At 68.7% G+C, this 21,962-nt stretch carries 19 protein-coding genes and 1 pseudogene; 14 read left to right on the plus strand and 6 right to left on the minus strand.

The features are described from left to right. Positions 1-149 precede the first annotated feature (149 nt). Entirely contained in the window at positions 150-2,513 is a 2,364-nt protein-coding gene (locus ACWEPG_RS12350; protein WP_450116888.1) for a Tex family protein, read from the plus strand. 68 nt (positions 2,514-2,581) lie between these two features. Here ACWEPG_RS12350 and ACWEPG_RS12355 read toward each other — a convergent pair whose 3' ends face one another. Further along, positions 2,582-3,253 (minus strand): GAP family protein, encoded by a 672-nt coding sequence (locus ACWEPG_RS12355; protein ID WP_450116238.1) that lies wholly within the window; start codon positions 3,251-3,253, stop codon positions 2,582-2,584. A gap of 90 nt (positions 3,254-3,343) precedes the next feature. Between ACWEPG_RS12355 and ACWEPG_RS12360 the strand changes: the two genes are divergently transcribed. The 6 genes from ACWEPG_RS12360 (at position 3,344) to ACWEPG_RS12385 (ending at position 7,701) form a co-directional block, all read left to right on the plus strand. Continuing rightward, on the plus strand, positions 3,344-4,267 hold the full coding sequence (locus ACWEPG_RS12360) for a formylglycine-generating enzyme family protein (RefSeq protein WP_450116240.1): 924 nt from the start codon (positions 3,344-3,346) through the stop codon (positions 4,265-4,267). Next, positions 4,267-5,112, plus strand: a complete 846-nt coding sequence (locus tag ACWEPG_RS12365; RefSeq protein WP_450116237.1) for a hypothetical protein — start codon at positions 4,267-4,269, stop codon at positions 5,110-5,112. The genes ACWEPG_RS12360 and ACWEPG_RS12365 overlap by 1 nt, the downstream gene beginning before the upstream one ends. Before the next feature lie 159 nt (positions 5,113-5,271). Further along, on the plus strand, positions 5,272-5,613 hold the full coding sequence (gene rplS, locus ACWEPG_RS12370) for a 50S ribosomal protein L19 (protein ID WP_450116236.1): 342 nt from the start codon (positions 5,272-5,274) through the stop codon (positions 5,611-5,613). Between the two features lie 195 nt (positions 5,614-5,808). Then, complete coding sequence (gene lepB / locus ACWEPG_RS12375; RefSeq protein ID WP_450116235.1) at positions 5,809-6,594, plus strand: signal peptidase I; 786 nt, start codon at positions 5,809-5,811, stop codon at positions 6,592-6,594. 26 nt (positions 6,595-6,620) lie between these two features. After that, positions 6,621-7,313 carry a ribonuclease HII gene (locus ACWEPG_RS12380; protein WP_450116234.1) on the plus strand — a complete coding sequence of 231 codons (693 nt, stop codon included), beginning with the start codon at positions 6,621-6,623 and terminating at the stop codon, positions 7,311-7,313. 64 nt (positions 7,314-7,377) lie between these two features. Next, positions 7,378-7,701: a DUF2469 domain-containing protein gene (locus ACWEPG_RS12385; RefSeq protein WP_345343313.1), complete on the plus strand. Its 324-nt coding sequence runs from the start codon at positions 7,378-7,380 to the stop codon at positions 7,699-7,701. Positions 7,702-7,732: 31 nt separating this feature from the next. Here ACWEPG_RS12385 and ACWEPG_RS12390 read toward each other — a convergent pair whose 3' ends face one another. The 5 genes from ACWEPG_RS12390 to ACWEPG_RS12410 all read right to left on the minus strand — a co-directional run bounded on the left by ACWEPG_RS12390 (position 7,733) and on the right by ACWEPG_RS12410 (position 14,430). Continuing rightward, positions 7,733-8,245 carry a TIGR04338 family metallohydrolase gene (locus ACWEPG_RS12390; RefSeq protein WP_450116233.1) on the minus strand — a complete coding sequence of 171 codons (513 nt, stop codon included), beginning with the start codon at positions 8,243-8,245 and terminating at the stop codon, positions 7,733-7,735. Beyond that, complete coding sequence (locus ACWEPG_RS12395) at positions 8,242-8,997, minus strand: DUF2786 domain-containing protein (protein WP_450116232.1); 756 nt, start codon at positions 8,995-8,997, stop codon at positions 8,242-8,244. Before ACWEPG_RS12395 ends, ACWEPG_RS12390 begins: the two co-directional genes overlap by 4 nt. A gap of 95 nt (positions 8,998-9,092) precedes the next feature. Further along, positions 9,093-12,461, minus strand: a complete 3,369-nt coding sequence (locus ACWEPG_RS12400) for a DUF4132 domain-containing protein (protein ID WP_450116231.1) — start codon at positions 12,459-12,461, stop codon at positions 9,093-9,095. Between the two features lie 92 nt (positions 12,462-12,553). Next, positions 12,554-13,192 carry a response regulator gene (locus ACWEPG_RS12405; protein ID WP_450116230.1) on the minus strand — a complete coding sequence of 213 codons (639 nt, stop codon included), beginning with the start codon at positions 13,190-13,192 and terminating at the stop codon, positions 12,554-12,556. Next, entirely contained in the window at positions 13,183-14,430 is a 1,248-nt protein-coding gene (locus ACWEPG_RS12410; protein WP_450116229.1) for a sensor histidine kinase, read from the minus strand. The genes ACWEPG_RS12405 and ACWEPG_RS12410 overlap by 10 nt, the downstream gene beginning before the upstream one ends. A 111-nt stretch (positions 14,431-14,541) precedes the next feature. Between ACWEPG_RS12410 and ACWEPG_RS12415 the strand changes: the two genes are divergently transcribed. The 7 genes and pseudogenes from ACWEPG_RS12415 (at position 14,542) to ACWEPG_RS12445 (ending at position 21,877) form a co-directional block, all read left to right on the plus strand. After that, positions 14,542-15,306: an ABC transporter ATP-binding protein gene (locus ACWEPG_RS12415; protein WP_450116228.1), complete on the plus strand. Its 765-nt coding sequence runs from the start codon at positions 14,542-14,544 to the stop codon at positions 15,304-15,306. A 2-nt stretch (positions 15,307-15,308) separates the two neighbouring features. Continuing rightward, positions 15,309-17,777 carry an FtsX-like permease family protein gene (locus ACWEPG_RS12420; RefSeq protein ID WP_450116227.1) on the plus strand — a complete coding sequence of 823 codons (2,469 nt, stop codon included), beginning with the start codon at positions 15,309-15,311 and terminating at the stop codon, positions 17,775-17,777. 113 nt (positions 17,778-17,890) lie between these two features. Further along, positions 17,891-18,247, plus strand: a complete 357-nt coding sequence (locus ACWEPG_RS12425; RefSeq protein WP_450116226.1) for a YraN family protein — start codon at positions 17,891-17,893, stop codon at positions 18,245-18,247. Continuing rightward, positions 18,247-19,161, plus strand: a pseudogene (locus ACWEPG_RS12430) (YifB family Mg chelatase-like AAA ATPase); the annotation flags it as partial. The gene ACWEPG_RS12425 and the pseudogene ACWEPG_RS12430, both read left to right, overlap by 1 nt. A 345-nt stretch (positions 19,162-19,506) precedes the next feature. Continuing rightward, positions 19,507-20,349, plus strand: a complete 843-nt coding sequence (locus ACWEPG_RS12435; protein ID WP_452594447.1) for a hypothetical protein — start codon at positions 19,507-19,509, stop codon at positions 20,347-20,349. Positions 20,350-20,414: 65 nt separating this feature from the next. Beyond that, positions 20,415-21,317, plus strand: coding sequence for a restriction endonuclease (locus ACWEPG_RS12440; RefSeq protein ID WP_452594448.1), 903 nt, complete (start codon positions 20,415-20,417; stop codon positions 21,315-21,317). A gap of 263 nt (positions 21,318-21,580) precedes the next feature. Beyond that, entirely contained in the window at positions 21,581-21,877 is a 297-nt protein-coding gene (locus tag ACWEPG_RS12445) for a hypothetical protein (protein WP_452594449.1), read from the plus strand. Positions 21,878-21,962: the final 85 nt, after the last annotated feature.

Below are 21,962 nucleotides of genomic sequence, written 5' to 3' on the forward strand. Positions count from 1 at the left end.
CCACGGACCTCCGGTCGGTTGACGAAACGACGTTCCGCGCCTCGCGCGCCGCACTCTCGAATCGTCGCACGCACCACCGTCGGTGGTGGCCGTACGCGACGGGCGTCGCGCGAGTGTGGTGTCGGTCGGCACCGGTAGGGTTCCCCGATGTGACGACTGCTCTCAAGACCGTGAACCAGCGCATCGCCGAGGAACTCGACGTCCGGGAGGAGCAGGTCCGCGCGGCCGTCGATCTCCTCGACGGCGGTGCGACGGTCCCGTTCATCGCCCGGTACCGCAAGGAGGTCACCGGTGGCCTCGACGACGTGCAGCTGCGGCAGCTGGACGAGCGCCTGCGCTATCTTCGTGAACTCGACGAGCGCCGGGCCGCGGTCATCGAGTCGATCCGGTCGCAGGACAAGCTGACCGACGAGCTCGAGGACCAGCTGATGCTCGCCGACACCAAGGCGCGGCTCGAGGACATCTACCTGCCGTACAAGCCGAAGCGGCGCACCAAGGCCCAGATCGCCCGCGAGGCCGGACACCAGCCGGTCGCCGACACCCTGCTCTCCGATCCGTCCGTCGACCCCGCCCAGTACACCGCCGAGCAGCTCGACGGTGCCCGCGCGATCCTCGTCGAACAGTTCGCCGAGGACGCCGACCTGGTCGGTGAGCTGCGCGAGACGATGTGGCGGCGCGGCCAGGTGAGCTCCTCGGTCCGCAAGGGCAAGGAGACCGAAGGCGCCAAGTTCGCCGACTACTTCGAGTTCTCCGAACCGTTCGAAAAGCTGCCCTCACACCGGATCCTCGCGTTGCTGCGCGGCGAGAAGGAAGAGGTGCTCTCGCTCAGCCTGGACGCCGACACCGAGGAACCGGTGCCGGGGGAGCCGTCCGTGTACGAGGGCCGCATCGCCGCCCGGTTCGGTGTCGCCGACCGGGGCCGTCCCGCCGACCGCTGGCTGCTCGACACCGTCCGCTGGGCGTGGAAGACGAAGCTGGCGGTCAGCCTCGGCATCGACACCCGGATGCGCCTGCGGCAGTCCGCCGAGCAGGACGCCGTCGACGTGTTCGCGGCGAACCTCAAGGACCTGCTGCTCGCCGCGCCCGCCGGCACCCGCGCCACCATGGGCCTCGACCCCGGATTCCGCACCGGCACGAAGGTCGCGGTGGTCGACGCCACCGGCAAGGTCCTCGCCCACGAGACCATCTACCCGCACCAGCCCGCGAACAAGTGGGACCAGTCCCTGGCCACCCTCGCCGGGCTCGCCGCGAAGTACCGCGTCGACCTCGTCGCCATCGGCAACGGCACCGCGTCCCGCGAGACCGACGCCCTGGTCGCCGACCTGATCGCCAAGTTCCCCGATGCCGGGCTGACCAAGGTGATGGTCTCCGAGGCGGGGGCGTCGGTGTACTCGGCGTCCGCGTACGCCTCGCAGGAACTGCCCGACCTGGACGTGTCGATCCGCGGCGCCGTCTCGATCGCGCGCCGGCTCCAGGACCCGCTCGCCGAACTGGTGAAGATCGACCCGAAGTCCATCGGGGTCGGCCAGTACCAGCACGACGTGTCCGAGTCGCTGCTCGCGCGGTCGCTGTCCGCGGTCGTCGAGGACGCCGTGAACGCCGTCGGCGTCGACGTCAACACCGCATCGGTGCCGCTCCTGTCGCGGGTGTCGGGCATCGCGGGTTCGCTCGCGGAGTCGATCGTCGCGCACCGCGACGCCAACGGACCGTTCCGGACCCGCGCCGCGCTCAAGGACGTGCCCCGGCTCGGGCCCAAGGCATTCGAGCAGTGTGCGGGCTTTCTGAAGATCACCGACGGCGACGACCCGCTCGACGCGTCCGCCGTGCACCCGGAGGCGTACCCGGTGGTGCGGCGGATCGTCGACGCCCAGGGCTCGACGGTGAAGGAGATCATCGGCAACACGACGGTGCTGCGGTCGCTGCGCCCGCAGGAATTCGCCGACGACCGGTTCGGCGTCCCGACCGTCAGCGACATCATCGCCGAACTCGAGAAGCCGGGCCGCGACCCGCGACCGGAGTTCAAGACCGCGACGTTCGCGGCGGGCGTGGAGAAGGTCGCCGACCTCAATCCCGGCATGGTGCTCGAGGGTGTCGTCACCAACGTCGCCGCGTTCGGCGCGTTCGTCGACGTCGGTGTGCACCAGGACGGCCTGGTGCACGTGTCCGCGATGTCACACAACTTCGTCAAGGATCCGCGCGAGGTCGTCAAGTCCGGTGACGTCGTCAAGGTGAAGGTGATGGAGGTCGACGTGCCGCGGCAGCGGATCGGCCTGAGCCTGCGCCTCGACGACGAGCCCGGTGCGCCGAAGCAGTCGGGTCCGCGTCAGGGCGGCCAGCAGCACCGCTCGGGCGGCAACGGTGGCGGTCAGGGTGGTCGCAACGGCGGTGGGCGCGGCAACGGCAACGGCGGCGGTCGGGGCAACGGCGGGCAGCGTCAGGGCGGGGGCCGGTCCGAGCGGCCGGCCAACGGATCGATGGCCGACGCCCTCCGCAAGGCCGGCTTCGGGAAGTAGGCGCTGCGCACTCGTGCGCACTTGTGGTGGCGGGAGCCACCACAAGTGCGCACGCGGCGGCGTGGCCGCTAGTACCCGCCGATGCCCTTGCCGATCATCACGACACCGATGACCAGCAGCAGCGTCGCCATCACGGCGGCGTTGTTCGCAGTCAGCCACACCTTCAGGTTGTTCAGCCAGCCGGTTACCCGCTCACGCGCCGCGAAGTATGCGATCACCGGCACCGCCACCGTGCTCGCCGCGATGACGGTGAACACGATCCCGGCCACGGTCAGCACCGAGCCGCTGACGCCGAGCTGCGCGACGGCCACCGCCGCGCCGACGATCATCAGCAGGTTCTTCGGGTTCACCACGGAGAGCACGACACCGAGTCCGAGTGCCTTGCCGGGCGTGACCTTGTCGATCGCGGCGAGCCAGGCCGGCATCTTCGGGTCCTCACCGGGCGCGGGGCGGTCCTTCCACTGCTTTGCGGCGAGCAGGAGCAGCAGCACACCCAGCACGATCTTGATCGTCGCCGTGGTGGCGTTGCCGTCCGAGGACGAGCTCAGTCCGACGGCGCTCGCGATCACCACGAGCACCGCGTAACCGACCGCGATACCCAGGACCCAGCCGGCGGTGAAACTGGTGGCAGTGGTGCCCGCCTTCGGGGTCAGGAGCATGAGGATCGCCGCGATGATCGGGATCGGGCTGATCGCGACGCCGAGCGCGAGGGGGAGGATGTCACCGATTGCAGTACCCATGCCCAGATCTTCGGCGGAGGGTCTCGTACCGACACCATCCGTGATGGGTGAGATGCTGTGGCAATGGTGACCAGCGGGGCGCGCAAGGACATGTCGTGGGTTCCCGGTGGCGTGTTCTGGATGGGGTCGGAGGATTTCTATCCGGAGGAACGTCCCGTGCACCAGGTGCAGGTCGACGGGTTCTGGATGGACACCCACCCGGTGACGGTGGCCGAGTTCCGCCGCTTCGTGAAGGACACCGGGCACGTCACCGTCGCCGAGACCGCGCCCGACCCCGCCGACTACCCGGACGCCGACCCGGGCGACCTGGTGCCCGGTTCGCTGGTGTTCACCCCGCCGCCGGGGAGGGTCTCGCTCGACGACTTCCGGCAGTGGTGGTCGTGGGTGCCCGGGGCGGACTGGCGCCACCCCGAGGGGCCCGGCAGCAACGTCGGTGGGCGTGAACGGCATCCGGTCACCCACGTCGCCTACGCCGATGCGCTCGCCTACGCGGCTTGGGCGGGCAAGGAGTTGCCCAGCGAGGCGGAGTGGGAGTTCGCGGCCCGCGGCGGCCTCGACCGCAAGACCTACGCCTGGGGCGACGACGTCACGCCCGGCGGCCGGTACCAGGCCAACACCTGGCAGGGCGAGTTCCCCTGGCAGAACCTGGCCGAGGACGGTTTCGTCGGCACCTCGCCGATCGGGTCGTTCCGTCCCAACGGGTACGGCCTGGTCGACATGGCCGGCAACGTGTGGGAGTGGACGACGGACTTCCACACCGCCGACCACGGCGCGTCGGGACGCAACGTCGCGCCTGCGAGTGCCTGCTGCATTCCGCGCAATCCGCGGGTGGAGGCGGCGGAGGTGCGGGCCGGCGAGGTGTATCCGCGGCGGGTGATCAAGGGTGGCTCGCACCTGTGCGCGCCGAACTACTGCCTGCGCTACCGCCCCGCGGCCCGGCAGGGGGAGACCGAGGAGACCTCCACCTGTCACGTCGGCTTCCGGTGCATCGTCAGGGGCGAAGGGCCGGCCTGATGCGGCACTGGCTGGAGGACGAGATCGTCGCACGCGGCCGGTTGCCGCTGTTGTTCTTCCTGCTCGGCTTCATTGCCGGTTTCGTCTTCATCCGCTTCAGCGTCCGCATGATCCGTGCGAAGGTCCGGTGGTGGCCGGGCAACGTGACCCCTGGCGGTCAGCACGTCCACCATGTCGTCTTCGGGGTGGTCGCGATGCTCGTGTCGGGGGTCGGGCTGATCGCGATCTACGAGGACGGCACGCAGGCATCCGGTGCGGTGCTCGCCGCGTGCTTCGGCATCGGTGCCGCGCTGGTGCTCGACGAGTTCGCGCTGATCTTCTACCTCAAGGACGTGTACTGGGCCGAGCAGGGGCGTGCGTCGGTGGACGCCGTGTTCGTGGCCGTCGCCGTCACCGGTCTGCTGCTGCTCGGGGCGCGGCCCGACGCGATCGTCAACCCGTCCGACTTCCGGGACAATCCTGAGCTGTGGGTGCGGGCCGTGCTGGCCGTGCTGTCACTGCTGAGTCTCGCGATCGCGGCGGTCGTGATCGCGAAGGGCAAGATCTGGACCGGTCTGTTCGGCATGTTCTTCTTCCCGATGCTGCTGGTCGGCGCCATCCGGTTGAGTCGCCCCGGGGCGCCGTGGGCCCGATGGCGGTACACGGACAAGCCCAGGAAGATGGCGCGGGCTATTGCACGGGAGAAGCGGTACCGGCGGCCGATGATCCGCGCGAAGATCTACGTGCAGGACCTCATCGCAGGCAAACCGAGCGTCGAGCACGCGGTGACGGCGACCGAGCAGGAGTTGGAGCGGACCGTGCGGGCCGCGCCGCCCGTCGGGCACGGCGGCCGGGACGGCGTCTGACGGGTGATTTCGCCTGGGAACAGCCCGTCTGGCACAATTGACGGGTTGCCTGCACAGGCGCACCCATTGAATCGGAGTACGAACCAGCCGAGCATCGCGGATCCGCGGTGCCGCTCGGGTCCTCTGCTCGTGCGAAGAAACGCAAGGATGGATCAACCGATGAACACACTGGACTTCCTGGACGCCCAGTCACTCCGTAGCGACATTCCGGAGTTCCGTCCCGGCGACACCTTGAACGTGCACGTCAAGGTCATCGAGGGCTCGAAGGAGCGCGTGCAGGTCTTCAAGGGCGTCGTGATCCGGCGTCAGGGCGGCGGCATCCGCGAGACCTTCACCGTCCGCAAGGTGTCCTTCGGCGTCGGTGTCGAGCGCACCTTCCCGGTGCACAGCCCCAACATCGCCTCGATCGACGTGCTCACCCGCGGTGACGTGCGTCGCGCCAAGCTGTACTACCTGCGCGATCTGCGTGGCAAGGCCGCGAAGATCAAGGAAAAGCGCTGAGCGTTCGCGCGCAAGCGCACTGAGCTCTGGCTCACAGTGTTGGCCCGGCCCGGAATTTCTGGGCCGGGCTTTCCGCTTTCGAGCGAAGGTCGACGCGTGGGGGGTCGAAGTGCGACGGGAAGCCGTGACCACGTAGCCCTCGTGCTGCTGGGCCAGTAGCAGCAATCGGAAGTGCGCAGACGCTAACCTGTTCCAGTGGTAGATACCCCGCAGGAATCGACGGCGCCGGGCAGCGGCGCCGATGGCCCCGACAGTGCGTCGGAGCGGCCCAAGAAGAAGCCCCGCTCGTTCTGGCGGGAACTCCCCATCCTCATCGTCGTCGCGTTGCTGCTGAGCTTCGTGTTGCAGACGTTCATCGCGAGGGTGTACCTGATCCCCTCCGAGTCGATGGAACCCACCCTGCACGGCTGCGCCGGCTGCACCGGCGACCGGATCCTGGTCGAGAAGATCAGCTACCGCTTCGGGGACCCCGATCCCGGCGACGTCATCGTGTTCAAGGGTCCCGATTCGTGGAACGGCGAATGGTCGTCCACCCGGTCCGACAACGTGGTGATCCGCGGCGTCCAGGAGTTCGGCTCGTTGGTCGGTCTGGTGCCGCCGGACGAGAACGACCTCGTCAAGCGGGTCATCGCGACCGGAGGCCAGAAGGTGGAGTGCTGCGACGAGCAGGGCCGCGTCCTGGTCGACGGCAAGCCACTCGACGAGCCGTACGTGGTCAGCGACTTCCCGTTCACTCCCGGCATCCAGACGTGCGACACCCCGATCAAGTCCGGCCGCTGCTTCGGCCCGTACACCGTGCCGGAGGGCAACGTGTGGGTGATGGGCGACAACCGCAGCAACTCGGCGGACTCGCGCTACCACGTCGGGGACGAGTACAACGGAACCGTGCCGATCGACAACGTGATCGGCAAGGCCGTCGCGATCGTGTTGCCGCCGTCGCGGTGGGGCACGATCTCCTCGCCCAACCCCCAGACGAACTGATCCCGAGACGAACTGACACAGAAGAATTGACCAGTTGGCCACCGCGCACCGTCATCCGCAGAGCATCCGGGCTGCGGACGATGGAGTCTGCGCTGATCCGGACGGGTCTCGGCCCGGTCGCCGGGGTTGACGAGGCGGGCCGGGGGGCGTGCGCGGGACCGTTGGTGGTGGCCGCCTGCGTCCTCGGTCCGAAGCCGCATCGTGCACTCGCCGGGCTCGACGACTCGAAGAAACTGACCGAGCGGGTCCGGGAGGAATTGTTCCCGGTGATCCAGCGCCTTGCCCGAGCGTGGTGCATCGTCGAGATCCCCGCCGCCGAGGTCGACGCGCTGGGCGTGCACGTCGCCAACATCGAGGGCATGCGCCGCGCCGTTGCCGGCCTGTCCTCACCGCCGGGTTACGTTCTGACGGACGGATTCCGGGTGCCCGGACTGGCCGCGCCGTCGCTGCCGGTGATCGGCGGTGACGCGTCCGCCGCGTGCATCGCGGCGGCCAGCATCCTGGCCAAGGTGTCCCGGGACCGCACCATGGTCGCGCTGGACGAGGACCTGCCCGGGTACGGCTTCGCCGGGCACAAGGGGTACAGCACACCCGTTCACACCGCGGCGCTGAGCGCCCTCGGACCGAGCCGCGAACACCGCATGTCGTACGCGAACGTGCGGGCCGCCGCAGGCGTCGGGACGGGTGCGATGTACACCGCCGCGGTCGGTGCGGGATGATGGGGCGTCAGGTCCGGACACCGGGCTGCCTGGACCAGCGAACAGCAGGAGGACAACGAAACCGATGAGCGCCGAAGATCTCGAGAAGTACGAAACGGAGATGGAGCTCTCGCTCTACCGTGAGTACAAGGACATCGTCGGCCAGTTCGCCTACGTCGTCGAGACCGAACGGCGGTTCTACCTCGCGAACTCCGTCGAATTGGTGCCGCACAACGCGGACGGGGAGATCTACTTCGAGGTACGGATGGCCGACGCCTGGGTGTGGGACATGTACCGGCCCGCCCGGTTCGTCAAGCACGTGCGGGTGATCACCTACAAGGACGTCAACATCGAGGAACTCGAGAAGTCCGACCTGCGGCTGCCCGACAACGGCCCGTTCGGATCCTGAGCTCCGCGCGGCCCGGGATCACGCGGTCGGGTCAGGCCAGCCGGACTCCGTTCTCGACGAAGACGGTGCGCAGTACGAAAGCGGTCTCGCCGCCGAGGATCTCCTCGACGAGCACCAGGTAGCGGTCGACGAACTCCGGGCCGTGCGGCGCCAGATCGGCGCCGTCCGGTTCGAGGTGGTGCGCCAGCTCGTGCAGGACGACCAGTTCCCGCAGTGCCCAGCGGGATCGGCCGCCCACGACCGGCACGGCGAGGGTGGCGGTACCGGGTTCGTAGTGCGCCGCCTTCGCGCCGGCGCGCGTCCGCACCGTCACCGGCACCGCGGACCGCGGCCAGCGGGCACGGACCCAGTTCAGGGCCAGCACCCGGTCCGCGTAGTCCTGCACCGACTCCACCGACGCGAAGCGACGCTCGACCGGCAGGGTCAGGTGCGAGCCGAACAGTTCGAGCTGCCGCCCGGTGCCCCGGTCGGCGCGGTCGAAGATCCCGCGCACCACCGATTCCGCGTCGTACACCAGCGAGCGTTGGCTGTCGCGGACACTCACGCGAGCCGCTTCCGTGCACCGGGCAGTTCCGGATTCGCCCCCAGCCGGGCGTCCCGGCCGGCCCGGTCCCCGGCCCGGCGGGCCTTGTCGGAGCGGGCGACGCTCGCCTGCGCGCCCCGCCAGGTGCCACGCGCCTTCGACGTCTGCGAGTAGAAGTCGCGCAGCTCGATCTGCTTGTCCCGCAACACGAGTGCGGTACCGGTCGGATCGGTGTTGCCGGTGTCGGTCCGCACGGCCTCCGCTTCGGCCTCGCGTTTGGCGGTGGCGAGGCGTTCGCCGATCCGCGCCGCGAAGGCGAGCTGGAAGTTCAGCCGGGCGGTCACCCCGGCGACGGGGCGGTGCGCCCCGGACCGGATGTACGCGTCCGACGCCCGGACCATCTGCATGAGCAGCGAGGCGTACAGCGTCTGACAGGCCTCGATGTCGGTGTCGAACCCGTACGCGAACACCTGCGTGGAATTGTGGGCGACGTCGCACTGCACGTCGTTGGCCGCGGCGATCGCCACGAACAACTGCACGTAGGTGCGCAGTCCCTTGCGTCCCGGTTCGCCGATCGAGATCGCCCGCTGCACCGGGGTGGCGCGGCGTTCGCGGGACGCGGTGTGCGCGCGCGCCACGGCCAGGTCAACGGCGGTGGCGGTCGCGAGCCGCTGCGCGGCCTCCATGAACGCCTGCGCCTCGTGCGGGTTGTCGGTCGACTCCGCCTGCCGTAACAGCCCGCCGATCCGGACCAGCATCTTCTCCGAACTCACCCGGTCGAGAGTAGCCGGAGGGTGCGACAGCGGTGCCCTCCCGCGAACCTCGCGGTGCGGCACCGGTGCGCCGGCGTGAGGTCGGACACGGTGCGTCAGGACGCGAAACCCGCCAGATCCGCGATGAGCTCCGAGACGGTCGCCCTGTCGACGTCGTCCAGGGTCCCTCCGCGAAGGTTCACCGAGACGAGCTTCTGGTCGGGATACCCGTCGTACGGGCTGCCCGTTCCCATCCCCGGTTCCAGTCCGAGCAACACCGACACCTCGTCGCTGAGCCGATACAGCAGCCCCTGACCCCAGGACGCGGGGTTCTCCCACACGGGTTCCCATCCGCGATACGTCAGCCGCAGGGCCTGACTCGGTGTCGCGGTCACCCCGGTGAATCGCGACAGTCCGCTCCCGTCGGTGTCACCGGGCAGGGGGTGGTGGACGGTACGGCCGAGTTGGGGAAACGGTTGCGCAATGTCGTGAGCGGCGAAGACGTCGGACCAGGCGCCCACGGTGTCGGGTATGTGGGCGGGGTGCACGAGCCCGATCGGGCCGTCCGGCAGGGCGACCGCGCGGTCCTCGACGTCGGCGAGCGTGTTGTCCTCCGCGACCCGGAACACGACCACGGGACGGGAGTTCTCGTCGAACGAGGCCCACAGCAGGCGGCGTGCCATGTGCACGAGCACGGGATGACCGAGAACGAAGTCGGTGAATTCGTCTCCGCTCCAGCGGCGCCCGGTGACCATCGACCGGTTGAACCGCTTGATCTGCTCCGCGGCGACAGTTTTCGCCTCACGTTTCAGTTCCGAGAACCGCTTCTTCGCTTCCTCGGCCAATGCCGGGTCGTCCCCGGCGCTCGCCTTGGGGAGTCCGGCCGTCTTCGTGCCGGCCTCGTCGAGGACGAACGGCACCAGTGCCTCGGTGAAACCCACGGCGAACGTGCGCGATCCGAAGTCGAACGTCATCGTTCCCTCGGGCGTGAGATCGAGATCGGGCACGGTGCGGTCCGCCAGTTGCTCGGGGTCGAGTCCGAGATCCTGGGCCACGTCCGCGACGCGTTGCCGGGCGCCGTTCTTCAACGACTTGAACTTCATCTTCCGCGAGATGCGATCGAGTTCGGTCAACGCCCGCGCCGACCCGCGTGCGGCGAGCGCATCGAGCCCGAGTTGAGCTCGGGCGGTGCCGTTCTCGCCCGGCCACCGCCGGATGAGTGGTGCCAGCCTGGCGACGGTCGAATCGTCGCCCAGCCAGCCAAGGGCGAGGATCACCCAGTTGTCCTTCGCCGGGGCGCCGGCTCCCCACCAGCGTTCGAACAGTTCCCATGCGGCCGCGGCCAGCGATGTGCGATCACAGAACGCGGCGACGACGTCGAGTCCGGCGTACGGGGCGTCCGCGGTCCCGATCGCGCACATCGTCAGCAGGGTCGACACGGCGGAGGTGGGGAGCGCCGCGGATCGATCGGTCGTCAGAATCGGCGGCAGCGACTCGATGTCCGCCCACGCGGGAATCTTGGGGATTCTCTTGGGTAGCGCCTCGAGCGGGTCGAGATCGACCAGGTCTCCCACGATCTTCGCGGCGTCGGTTCCGTACCGCTCGGCGCCGTCGACCACCGTCTCCCGGGCGGTGGCGCGGGCCAGCGCTCGCAGGGCGGCCGTGGCGTGATCGCGTTGCGTCCCTACCGGTCCCACCGCATCCGGAACCAGCAACGTCACCGCGTCCGCGGCGTGTCGCACGAGCCACGACAGTGCCGGTCTGCGGAGATTCTTGCGGGTGGCGAACATCGTCGCATGCAGCCGCGCAACGTCGATATCGACGTACGGCATCAGGTACGGGGCCGCGGCGCCGGGATGCGCGCGGGCGAACTGCAGCATCAGCGGTAGGGCGTCGAGTTCGTAGCGGGCCACGACGCGAAGCGGGTCCTTGAGCGACGTTCCCGCCCAGTCCGTGAGCAGCGGTCGGGCAATCTCGTCCGGGGCGATCAGGAAGATCAACCAGGCGTCCCACTCGTTCACACCCTGCGCGGTCGTCTCGCGGACGTACTGCCGGTACTGCTCCCACGTGGTGTACCAGTAGTCGTGCGGAGTATTCCGCAGCTCTTCGAGTTCGCCCGGTAGCCAATCGATTCGGCGAACAGCGGGGGCGACGAGCCCGTCCAGTACGGTCGGCGGGGTCGGCTTTCGCCTCTTCGACCACGGCGGGCTGACCAGGATCGCGGGAAGATCGGTTGCCTCGGGCACCGTCGTCGTCAGGTCCTCGACCCGGCGCCGGGCCCACGTGGGGAGGGTGTCCGCCAGCTCGGCGGCCAGGGCAGGTTGTTCCCGGACGTGGCGGTCGAACAACCCCGAACCGGATCGGGCCAGGATCCCGAAGGCACGGCGCGGGTAGTGTTCCATCGCGTGCAGCACCGCGGGAAGTGCGTTCTTCAGCTGCGCCCGGTCGACCAGTGCGGCGAACGCGTCCTCGGTGGGGATCGACGACAGTGCGTGCAGGATGCGCAGCCGGATCTCGTCGTCCCGAACGCTGCGGTAGGGGAATTCCGTGTCGAAGGCGGTGGTCAGTGCCGTCGCGACGTCGGCGCCGACACCGTCGACCACGCCCGCCAGAACCGCTTCGTCGTCGAGCCACGCGTGGCGCCCGTTCCGGCCGATCACCCGCCCGAGTTCGGCGGTCGTGTTCGACGACACCACGAGATGGGTGCGCCAGTGGTACGGGACCTCGTCCATCCCCATGATCAGCTCGTTCGACCAGTCCCGTTCGGTCGGGAAGAGGTACGTCGCGGTGAGGCACCGGATCGTGTTCGTGCGCAGCCCCGATGCCGCGTCGCGCGCCGCGGCGTAGTCGTCGTCCGACGCGGCGGCCAGTAGTGCGCGCATGCGGTCGAGCATGTGTTCGCGGACGGTGTGGCGCACCTGCTCGTTCAGGTCGCCGGTCTGCGTGAGCACGTCGCGCATCACGTGGCTCGGCGGGCCGACTTCCGCCGACGACTCGCGATTCGATCCGATGCCCCCCACCACGAAGGTCACGAAGACGAAGTCGGCGTTCTCCGGCACCGGCACCCGGGTGCTGACCTGCCGCATGTCGGATGCCTCCAGCAGTGCCTCGACCGCGAACGGCACTCCGTGCCTCGCCGCCCACCCGTCCACGACGAGTGCGCCCGTCTCGGGCGTCGTGAATCGCGTGAGCAGGACCATCAGTGCGGCCGCACCGACCGGCGAGTACTCGCCGGCCTGGTAGCGGCGCGCGGCGGCGGCGAGCGCGTTGGGATTGGGATCTTTCACCAGATCCCAGGCGGCCCATTGCAGATGCTGTTCGTTGGACTCGATCTCGTGGTCGAGGACCGTGCCCGCGTCGGGGTCGACGGGGGCGACGTCGGCCGCGAAGCCGCCCCGCCGCGGATACTTCACGGGAATCCACGAGGCGGGTGGCGCGAAGGCGGACTCGTCGTCCCGGGCGTCGGCGGTCGTCCTGTCGCTCACGAAGCTCCTCGAGGTCCCGTCCGGTTTCTTCGGACGCTTCCCGCGAAGGTAGCGACGGGGTCCGACAAGAGATCGCTGTTGCGTCTCGGTCGTCAGGCGCGGAGGTAGGCGAGCACCGCGAGGACCCGCCGGTGACCCGCATCCGACGCCGACAGTCCCAGCTTGGCGAAGATGTTGCCGATGTGTTTGCTCACCGCGGTGTCACTGACCACCAGTCGCGCGGCGATCGACGTGTTGTCCAGGCCCTCGGCCATCAGACCCAGGACCTCGGACTCGCGTGGGGTGAGGGACCGGATCGGGTCGTCGGCGCGGCGCCGGCTCATAAGCTGCGAGATCACCTCGGGGTCCATCACCGTCCCGCCCTCGGCGACGCGGCGCAGAGCGTCGGTGAACTCGGCCACCCGGCCGACGCGTTCCTTGAGGAGATAGCCGAGACCGCTCGCGCCGTCCGCGAGGAGCCCGCTCGCGTACCGGTCCTCCACGTACGCCGAGAGCACCAGAACCGGGAATCCCGGCCGGCGCCGCCGCGCCTCGGCCGCCGCCTGCAGTCCTTCGTTGGTGAACGTCGGCGGCATTCGGACGTCGAGCACCGCCGCGTCCACCGAGTCGAGGGTCTCGAGGAACGAGTCGGGATTGTCCACCGCGGCAACGACATCGAACCCCTCGCTGCGCAGCAGCAGGGCCAGGCCCTCCCGCAGCAGGGCATCGTCCTCGGCGATCGCTATGCGCACGGCAACTCCACTCTCAATGTCGTCGGTCCACCGACCGGGCTGTCCAGTTCCACTCTTCCCTCGAATGCCCGTGTCCGGCGACGGATCCCGGCGAGGCCACCGCCGTCCCGTTCTCGCGCGTCGCCGCCGCCGTCGTCGACGACCCCGATCGTGAGGACGTGTCCTGCCTCCGCCGCTTCGGTCCGCACGGTCACCGCGACCCGGGCCGCGCCGCTGTGCTTGACCACATTGGTCAGGGCCTCCGCGACCACGAAGTATGCCGCGGACTCGACGGCGGCAGGTACCCGCGCGAGCTCGTCCACGTCGAGCACGCACGGCACCGCGCAGCGCCCGGCCAGCGCCGACAGGGCGCCGTCGAGGCCCAGTTCGTCGAGGATCGGGGGGTAGATGTCGTGCACCACGGTCCGCAGGCTCGCGAGCGCATCGGCGGCGGCCTCCTGCGCCCGCGCCAGCTGCGGCAGTGCCTGCGCCGGATTCGTGGTCAGGGAGCGTTCGGCGAGACCGAGCATCATCACCACACCGACGAGTCGATTCTGGGCGCCGTCGTGCAGATCCCGTTCGATGCGCCGCAGTTCGGCGGCATGCGCGTCCAGCGCGGCCGCCCGGCTCTCGGTCAGCTCGCTCACCCGCGCCGCCAACTCCGATTCGCGTGCCGGCGCCAGGAGCCTGCGGGTGAGCGCGGACAGGCCGCGAGCCATCGCCGGGACCAGCCACAGGGCCAGCCCCGCGTAGAGCGCCGCGACCACGGGCATCGCCGCCGCGGTCCACCAGGACGTCACCGGGAACGGGTTGGTCACCGGCTCCTCGGGCGGCATCGTCGACCAGTAGGCCGGGACGAGCAGCGAGTTCAGGACGCCGAGGGGGAGACCAACGGCCAGCGCACCGGCAATCGGCGCGAGGACGCCGTGCAGGACCACCCACCACGCGTCCCGCCGCGTGGACGGTGCCGTCAGCAACCGTCGTGCGTCGGCGAACGTGGGCTCGCCCGGGATCGGGGGATACCGCTGCGGCACCGTCTCGCCGACGAACCGACCGATACGAAGCCGGGCCAACCCTGCCCACCACCGCAGCAGTCGCACCGCGTGCGGTGCCGCCAGCCAGCCGGGACCGATCACGGTGAACACGACGAGCAGCACGCCGACGGGGAGCAGCGCCAGGGACACGAATCCGGCCAGCCCCTCGATGACCAGGAAACGGGTCGCCCGCCACCACCTGCGCAGGATCCCGGTCATCGACATGGACCCCAGCATGCCGCACCGGGCCGGGCCGGACGGTACAGCCAGCTACACCATTGATCGGGTACCACGGTGGATCGGCAGGATGCAGCAGCGTCAATAGCGTTGGGAGTCATGCAGACATCAGCAGTGACCCCGGTCCGGGTCCCGTCCGGGACCGCTCTCCGGCTCGACTCGGTGACCAAGACGTACGGCTCCGGCGCGGCGGGCGTCACCGCCTTGCGCGGAGTGGACCTGCATCTCGCGCGGGGCTCGTTCACCGCGGTGATGGGGCCGTCCGGATCCGGGAAGAGCACCTTCCTGCACTGCGCGGCCGGCCTCGACCGCCCGACGAGCGGATCGGTGTGGCTCGGTGGCACCGACATCTCGCGGTTGAAGCCGAAGGCGCTCACCAGGTTCCGCCGCGACCACGTGGGCTTCGTGTTCCAGGCCTACAACCTGCTGCCCGCGCTGACGGTAGAGCAGAACATCACCCTGCCGTTGTTGCTGGCGGGCCGGTCCGTCGATCCGGCCTGGCTGGACTTCGTGGTGGACGCTGTCGGACTGGCCGAGCTCCGTGGGCGCAGGCCCGCGGAGATGTCCGGTGGTCAGCAGCAGCGGGTGGCCATCGCCCGCGCCCTCGTCACACGTCCCGACGCGGTGTTCGCGGACGAGCCGACCGGAGCACTCGATTCGCGGACCGGCCGCCAGGTGCTCGACCTGCTGCGGCGGACCGCCACGGACCTCGACCAGACCGTTGTCATGGTCACCCACGATCCCGTTGCCGCCGCGCACGCAGACCGGGTGGTGTTCCTCGCGGACGGCGTCTTCGTCGGTCACCTGGACCGGCCGACGCCGCAGCAGGTCGCCGACCACATGACCCACCTCGGGGAGTGGTGACGATGAGGGCACTCGCGAGGGCCGGTGTTCGCGAACACCGCGGCGGCTTCGTCGGCATGTTCGTCGCGGTCCTGTGCGCCGCGATGCTCGTCACCGGACTCGGGGTGCTGATCGAGTCGGGCATCCGCGGCGGGGTGGCGCCGCAGCGCTACGCCGGTGCGGACGTCATCGTCGGCGTGTCACAGCGCCTGGCCGTCCCGGCGGACATCGATCAGGCGCTGCCCGAGCGGGCGACGTTGCCCGCCGGTGTGGTCGGGGAACTCGCGGCGCTGCCCGGCGTCGGCCGGGCGGTGGCCGACACGACCGTCCCGCTGTCCTGGGCGGGGCGGCCGGTGCAGGCGCACGGCTGGTCCGCGGCGGCGATCACCCCGTACGAGATCCGGCAGGGCCGGGCCCCCGGGAGCGCGGGCGAGGTGGTCGTCGACGACCGGCAGCCCGCCCGGCTCGGTGACCGGATTCCGCTGGCACACGGCGGCATCGGAGCGGAATACATCGTCGTCGGCGTCGCCTCCGTGCGGGACGGCGACACCCCGGACCGGGCGGCGCACGTCTTCGTCACCGACTCGCGTGCCGCGGAATTGTCACCGCACCCGGACACCGTGGACGCGATCGCGATCGATGCGGCCGACGGCACGTCCCTTCGGGTCCTGGTGGACGAGATTCACCGGGCCGCGCCCGAACTCGAGGTCCGCACCGGCGCCGCCCGAGGCGACGTCGAGTTCCTCGACTCCGGAGCCGCGCGAAGCGAACTCGTCATGATCGGAACGTCCTTCGCGGGCACCGTGGTGCTGATCGCGATGTTCGTCGTGGCCACCACCCTGTCGCTGACCATCGCCGGGCGCAGGCGCGACTTCGCGCTGCTGCGCGCGGTCGGCGCCACCTCCCGGCAGATCCACCGGCTCGTCGGCCACGAGGTGCTGCTGGTCGGCGCCGTCGCGGCCGCTCTGGGCACGGTGCCCGGGTATCTGCTCGCCGGGCTCCTGCGGTTCCGGTTCGCCGCCGTCGGGATGCTGCCCGCCGACTTCGACCTGGCGTACGGCCCGCTTCCCGCCGTCGCGGCCGTCGTCCTGAGCGTGCTGACCGCGCGGGTCGCCGCGGCCGTCGCCGCCCGCCGACCCGCACGGATCGACCCTGTGGACGCGCTGCGGGAGGCGTCGGCCACCCCGGCCGCGCTCGGCCGTGGTCGGGTGATCACCGGGCTCGTCCTCGCGGCACTCGGCCTCGCCACGTCGATGACGCCGGTGGTCGTGCACGGCCCGGCGGCCGTCGCCGGCGCCGCGAGTTCGGCTGTGCTGCTGATGATCGCGGTCGGACTGCTGGGGCCACGACTTGTCGCGGGGGCGGTGTCGCTCGTCGGGGGACCGCTGCGCCGGTCGGGCCGGCCCGCACTGTTCCTCGCCGCCGCGAACACCGGCAGCAATGCCCGTCGGCTCGCGTCCGCGATCACCCCGCTGGCGCTCGCGATCGGGCTCGGGTGCGTGCAGGTGTTCGCCCAGACGACCGTCGCGGCGGAGGCGAACCATCAGGCGAGGGACGGCGTCACCGCCGACTTCCTCGTCACCGCCCCCGGTTCCGGCCTCTCACCCGGCGTCGGCGCCGCGGTCGCCGCGCTGCCGGGAGTGTCGGCCGCGAACCCGATCACCCGAAGCCAGGTGTTGATCCCGCACGGGGTGGGGGAGGAGTCGGTCACGGAGCGGTACGCGCTGCAGGGCGTCGACCCCGCCGCGACAGCGGACACCATGGACTTGAAGGTGGTCGACGGCAGCCTCGACGGGCTCGCCGCCCCGGACGCCGTGGCGCTGAGCACCGATGCCGCGCAGACGATCGGAGCCCGCATCGGGGAGACCGTCGACCTGCACTTCGGCGACGGCACCCCGGTCGCCGCGACGGTGGTCGCCACCTATGGCCGGGGGCTCGGATTCGGTGACGTCACGATGGCCGGCACCATCGTCCGGGCGCACACCACCAGCGGGCTCAACGACTCGATCCTCGTCCGCACCGAACCCGGCAGGCAGGCCGAGGTCGGGCAGGCGCTGACCGCGGCCGGGTTCGTGGCAGTCGACCGCGCAGCACTCGGCGCCGCAGGCGAGCAGGAACGGGATGCGCAGTCGTGGACCAGCCTGATCGGACTCGCCGTCCTGCTCTGCTACCTCGCCGTGGCCGTCGTGAACACGCTGGTGATGTCGACCGTGGAGCGAGGACGCGAGTTCACACTGCTTCGGCTGGTCGGGTCGAGTCGGCGGCAGGTGCGGGCGATGATGCGGGCCGAGTCGGTGATCGTCGTCGTGATCGCCGCGGTGGTCGGCACCCTCATCGCGCTGCCGCCGCTGGTGGGCGTGAGCATCGGGATCTCCGGGCAGCCGATCCCGGCGATCTCCCCGGCCGTGTACGGCGGGATCATCGCCGCGACGGTGTTGCTGGGAGCGCTCGCCATCGCGATCCCGACGCGGGTCGCGGTCCGGAGGACCTGACCGATTCGGCACGGCGTGGTCCTTGTCCACAGCCCCTGATTCCATCCACAGGCCCGCCGAAACCCGCTGGTGGCTCAGGCACTTCGGGTGGTGGTGGGGTGCAGGGTCGTGGCATGGCACGCAATGTGGAGTTGGGGGCGTTCGGCGAGGAGCTGGCGGTCGAGCATCTGGTCGGGCGGGGGATGGTGGTGCTGGACCGCAACTGGCGGTGCCGGTACGGCGAACTGGACGTGATCGCCGAGGAAGGCGGTGCGGTGGTGTTCGTGGAGGTCAAGACCCGCACCGGGCGCGGTTTCGGGACGCCGGCGGAGGCGGTGACGTATTCGAAGCAGGCGCGGATTCGGCGGTTGGCGGGGCTGTGGCTGCGGGAGCAGGCCCGGGGGTGGGCGCGGGTGCGGTTCGACGTGATCTCGGTGCTGGCGACGCCGGGATGCGCGCCGGAGCTGACCCATCTCGAGGCGGTGTTCTGATGGCGCTGGGGCGGGCGCACTCGGTCGCGGTGCGGGGTGTCGAGGGGGAGCTGGTCGAGATCGAGGCCGATCTCGGTCGGGGTCTGCCGGGGACGCATCTGGTCGGGTTGCCGGACACCGCGTTGCAGGAGTCGCGGGACCGGGTGCGGGCCGCAGTGACCAATTCCGGTGAGAAGTGGCCGGATTCGCGGATCATCCTGGCGTTGTCGCCGGCGACGCTGCCGAAGGGTGGCAGTGCCTACGATCTGGCGCTGGCGTGTGCGGTGCTGGCGGCGGCCGGGGTGGTGCCGGTCGGGGATCTCGAGAAGAGCGTCCTGCTGGGGGAGTTGGCGCTCGACGGGCGGCTGCGGACGGTGCGGGGCATCCTGCCCGCGGTGCTCGCCGCGAAGCAGGCCGGATGGTCGACGGTGGTGGTGCCGTATGTCGCGCTTGCCGAGGCCGGACTCGTCGACGGCGTCGATGTTCTCGGCGCGCGTGACCTGCGCGAGGTGGTCGAGTGGCTGCGCGGTGAGCTGGTGCTCGCGAAACCGGGTGCGATCGACCGTGATCCGGTACGGGTGGTGCCGGATCTGAGTGACGTCGCCGGGCAGGAGGAGGCCCGGCTGGCGCTGGAGGTCGCCGCGGCCGGCGCGCATCACCTGATTTTGACGGGGCCGCCCGGGACCGGGAAGACGATGCTGGCGCAGCGACTTCCGGGGATCCTGCCCGCGTTGAGCGAGGAGGAGTCGCTGGAGGTGACGGCGATCCACTCGGTGGCGGGACTGCTCACGGCCGACCAGCCGCTGATCACCGAGCCGCCGTTCGTGGCACCGCACCACACGTGCTCGATCAGCGCGCTCGTCGGCGGCGGGTCGGGGATGGCGCGACCGGGGGCGGTGAGCCGGGCGCATCGGGGTGTGCTGTTCCTCGACGAGTCTGTCAATGCCGAAACACCCCACGGAACCAGGCCAGGATACGTCGCCTGGTCCGATACGGCACGTGACCTGCCGGAATCGCTGATCCCGTCGGAGTTGCTAACTCGGACTCGGAACCCTCCGCAGAAATCGTCAGGGTCTGGGCAAGGTGTCGGGCGGGCCGCATAGGGTATCGGCCAGTTGAGTGTGTGGATCAAATCGGAGGTAGCGGTGGGGAAGAAGCCGGGGCGCCGGAGCAAGGATCGCGGGCCAAAGACTGTCGCCGTCGCAGAGCCTCGGCTCGGCCCCGTTATCCCGATTCGGGACGACAAGTACATATCAGTTGAATATGGACCGTCCTGCCTGATGTACAAGATCACGGGCACTCAGCGCAGCTACCCCGACAACTCGATCAAGGTGAACTCGATTCAACTCGAGGACACGATCCGTCCCGTCCCTTTGAAATTCGCCGCTCCGCTCCGCGATCGTGCGGCTGACCCCAAAGGGTTCGACTACCACTGGGAGCGATTGACGTACCTGTTCGATCTCGATGATCCGGCCAACTTCCCCGGTCCGTTTGCGTCTCTTCAAGGCTCTGAGCGAGACGCCGCGGTCAGATTCGTGACCACCTGCATGAACTTGGCGGGTTACTCAGTCCTTAGTGCTGACGGCCGGATGTCTATGCATAGCTCGGGAGGGGAGAGATCGTTCAGTTCCGTCCTCCCCAGTCATGAGGCCTTTGCCGGCTTCTCTGCGACTTTTCGCCAGCTTCACAACGACATGGAGAACGCCAGCTTCACGAAGGTCTGGAACTCACTGAACAAGGCGGCGGGTGGACTCAATGAGAAAGAGGCTGCTGAGGCCCGTGCCGTTCTCAAGTCGTGGAAAAAGGCGCGGGCGCAACTCATGCAGAAGATGTCGGCCACCCTCGTGTGCGAACGCCTTCGGCCGAAGGGTGCCAACCCTGACGCCCCGAAGAGCTTCATGGGCGTGGTTCCGGACGACATCATCAAAGCGTACAACTACGGCGACAGCCTGCACTGGGGAGACCAGCGTGAAACGCTCACCGTGCTCGCCAAGGATTCGTTCAGTACAGACTTCTACAAGCACGTCTGCGTGTCTGCCATAACGTCGCTAAGTCACTTCTACTTTGGGTTCGCGTACCTCGTCGCAGTAGCACTTGGCCCCGCCCGCGCCATGAGCGCGTAGTGGCAGACCTGCTGTTCTGCATATCTTCCCCGACCCTATGATTCGTCGGGACACAAGGAGACGACGTGGAGTACATCACCACCGCTGAGGCGGCTGAGAAGAATGCCGCACTACGGATGCGTGAGATGGGCTTCACCGATGCCAAGGTGACCAACGCGGGATCTGACGGCGGCATAGATGTTCGTTCTAAACGGGCTCTTGCGCAGGTGAAGTGGCAGGGTGCTCAGGTTGGTCGTCCCGCTGTGCAACAGCTCTACGGTGCACGGGGGAGTCGTCACGAGGTCGAGCTGTTCTTCTTCGCCGCGACGGGCTACTCGCAGCACGCCGTCCAGTACGCCGATGAGTGCGAGATCAAGTTGTTCACCTTCGACCCACTTGGTGTGACCACGCCGGCTAACCGAGCTGCACGACTGTTCCTCCAGGCTAAGAAGCGGGAGGAAGCGGATAAGCGCGCTGCTGAAGAACGCGCCCGAAAGGCCGAGCAGGATCGCAGGCAACAACAGAAACGTGAGGCAGACAACGCTCGTCGACAGCGTGAGGCTGAGGAACGCCGCGCTCGTGAAGTCAAGGCGCGGGAGGAGAGCGTCAAGGCGGAGACCCGTATTTCACGCGAGCGGTGGATCGCAGACAAGAACGCGGAGATCAAAGCGGAGTTTGAGGCTCAAGAGAGGAAGTCGGCATCGGCTCCGCAGACGGAGACTGATCAGCCGAAGGTTGCGAGCTGGCCGAAGGGATCGGATAACCCGCCGTTGTCAATTCAGCTGGGGGCTATCTTCTTCGTCGTGGTCATGATTGCGTGTGGCGTACTCAGCTTCCTTTTTTTCGGTGCCGGCATCACTGGTATCTCACAAATAGGTGGTGATCCCTCAGTGATACCACCCACAATTATCGCGTTCCTCTTGTCGGCTGCCTTCTTTTGGGTTGCCAAGAGGTCGGTTAAGTCAGTCAAGAAACGAGGAGGATTCTAGTTCGACGGTATAGTCGAATTAAGTAGTCTTGCGACCGAGACGAGGGTGTGAGAGTCCTTGACTTTGACCGGCACTTTTGATCTGCGTACGGAAGCGGCGATATAGCATTCTAGGTCGAAATCCTTTTTCATCTACCCCCATTGTATCAACTTTTGTATTTACTTGAAACAGGATCTGTGCGTAAATAAGTGCAACGTGATTGCCGTCCGGCTATTGCGAAGCACTATGCCTCTAAGGGGGTGAAGATTATGGGTCTACGTTCAGTGAAGTTCTCGGACGTCACAGGAGATGAGCTCAACGAGCTCGAAGCGCTCCGCGTGATCGTAAGGAATCACCCTGACCTCGATGAGGACAAGCAGCTCGATGCGGGTCCGAAGGAACTCGACGCGCTGAAGACGGTCTCCAACTTGGTGAACATCACGGTGGAGTACCCGGATGGGAAGCGTGTCGAACTGGCAGCAACCGCCGCCGAGGTCAACAAGGTGATCCCACTGGACAACCTCAAGCAGGCCGATGGCTTGCGGGGGCGTCGAAGGAATTTCCGTCCTGGTCAGGACTGACTCGGAGGTGATCCAGATCTACTCACAACTACATAGGGCAACGCCCACTGCACATCCAACGGGGAGAGCGTTGGCAATGTGCAGT

This window comes from Rhodococcus sp. NPDC004095 (assembly GCF_053604015.1).

Excerpts from the sequence above, each read along its gene's own strand:
- ACWEPG_RS12415 (WP_450116228.1), top strand. The coding sequence starts at position 14,542 with ATGCAGACATCAGCAGTGACCCCGGTCCGGGTCCCGTCCGGGACCGCT.
- ACWEPG_RS12435 (WP_452594447.1), top strand. The coding sequence starts at position 19,507 with ATGTACAAGATCACGGGCACTCAGCGCAGCTACCCCGACAACTCGATC.
- ACWEPG_RS12365 (WP_450116237.1), top strand. The coding sequence starts at position 4,267 with ATGCGGCACTGGCTGGAGGACGAGATCGTCGCACGCGGCCGGTTGCCG.
- ACWEPG_RS12360 (WP_450116240.1), top strand. The coding sequence starts at position 3,344 with ATGTCGTGGGTTCCCGGTGGCGTGTTCTGGATGGGGTCGGAGGATTTC.
- ACWEPG_RS12355 (WP_450116238.1), bottom strand. The coding sequence starts at position 3,253 with ATGGGTACTGCAATCGGTGACATCCTCCCCCTCGCGCTCGGCGTCGCG.
- ACWEPG_RS12420 (WP_450116227.1), top strand. The coding sequence starts at position 15,309 with ATGAGGGCACTCGCGAGGGCCGGTGTTCGCGAACACCGCGGCGGCTTC.
- ACWEPG_RS12425 (WP_450116226.1), top strand. The coding sequence starts at position 17,891 with ATGGCACGCAATGTGGAGTTGGGGGCGTTCGGCGAGGAGCTGGCGGTC.
- rplS (WP_450116236.1), top strand. The coding sequence starts at position 5,272 with ATGAACACACTGGACTTCCTGGACGCCCAGTCACTCCGTAGCGACATT.
- ACWEPG_RS12410 (WP_450116229.1), bottom strand. The coding sequence starts at position 14,430 with ATGTCGATGACCGGGATCCTGCGCAGGTGGTGGCGGGCGACCCGTTTC.
- ACWEPG_RS12385 (WP_345343313.1), top strand. The coding sequence starts at position 7,378 with ATGAGCGCCGAAGATCTCGAGAAGTACGAAACGGAGATGGAGCTCTCG.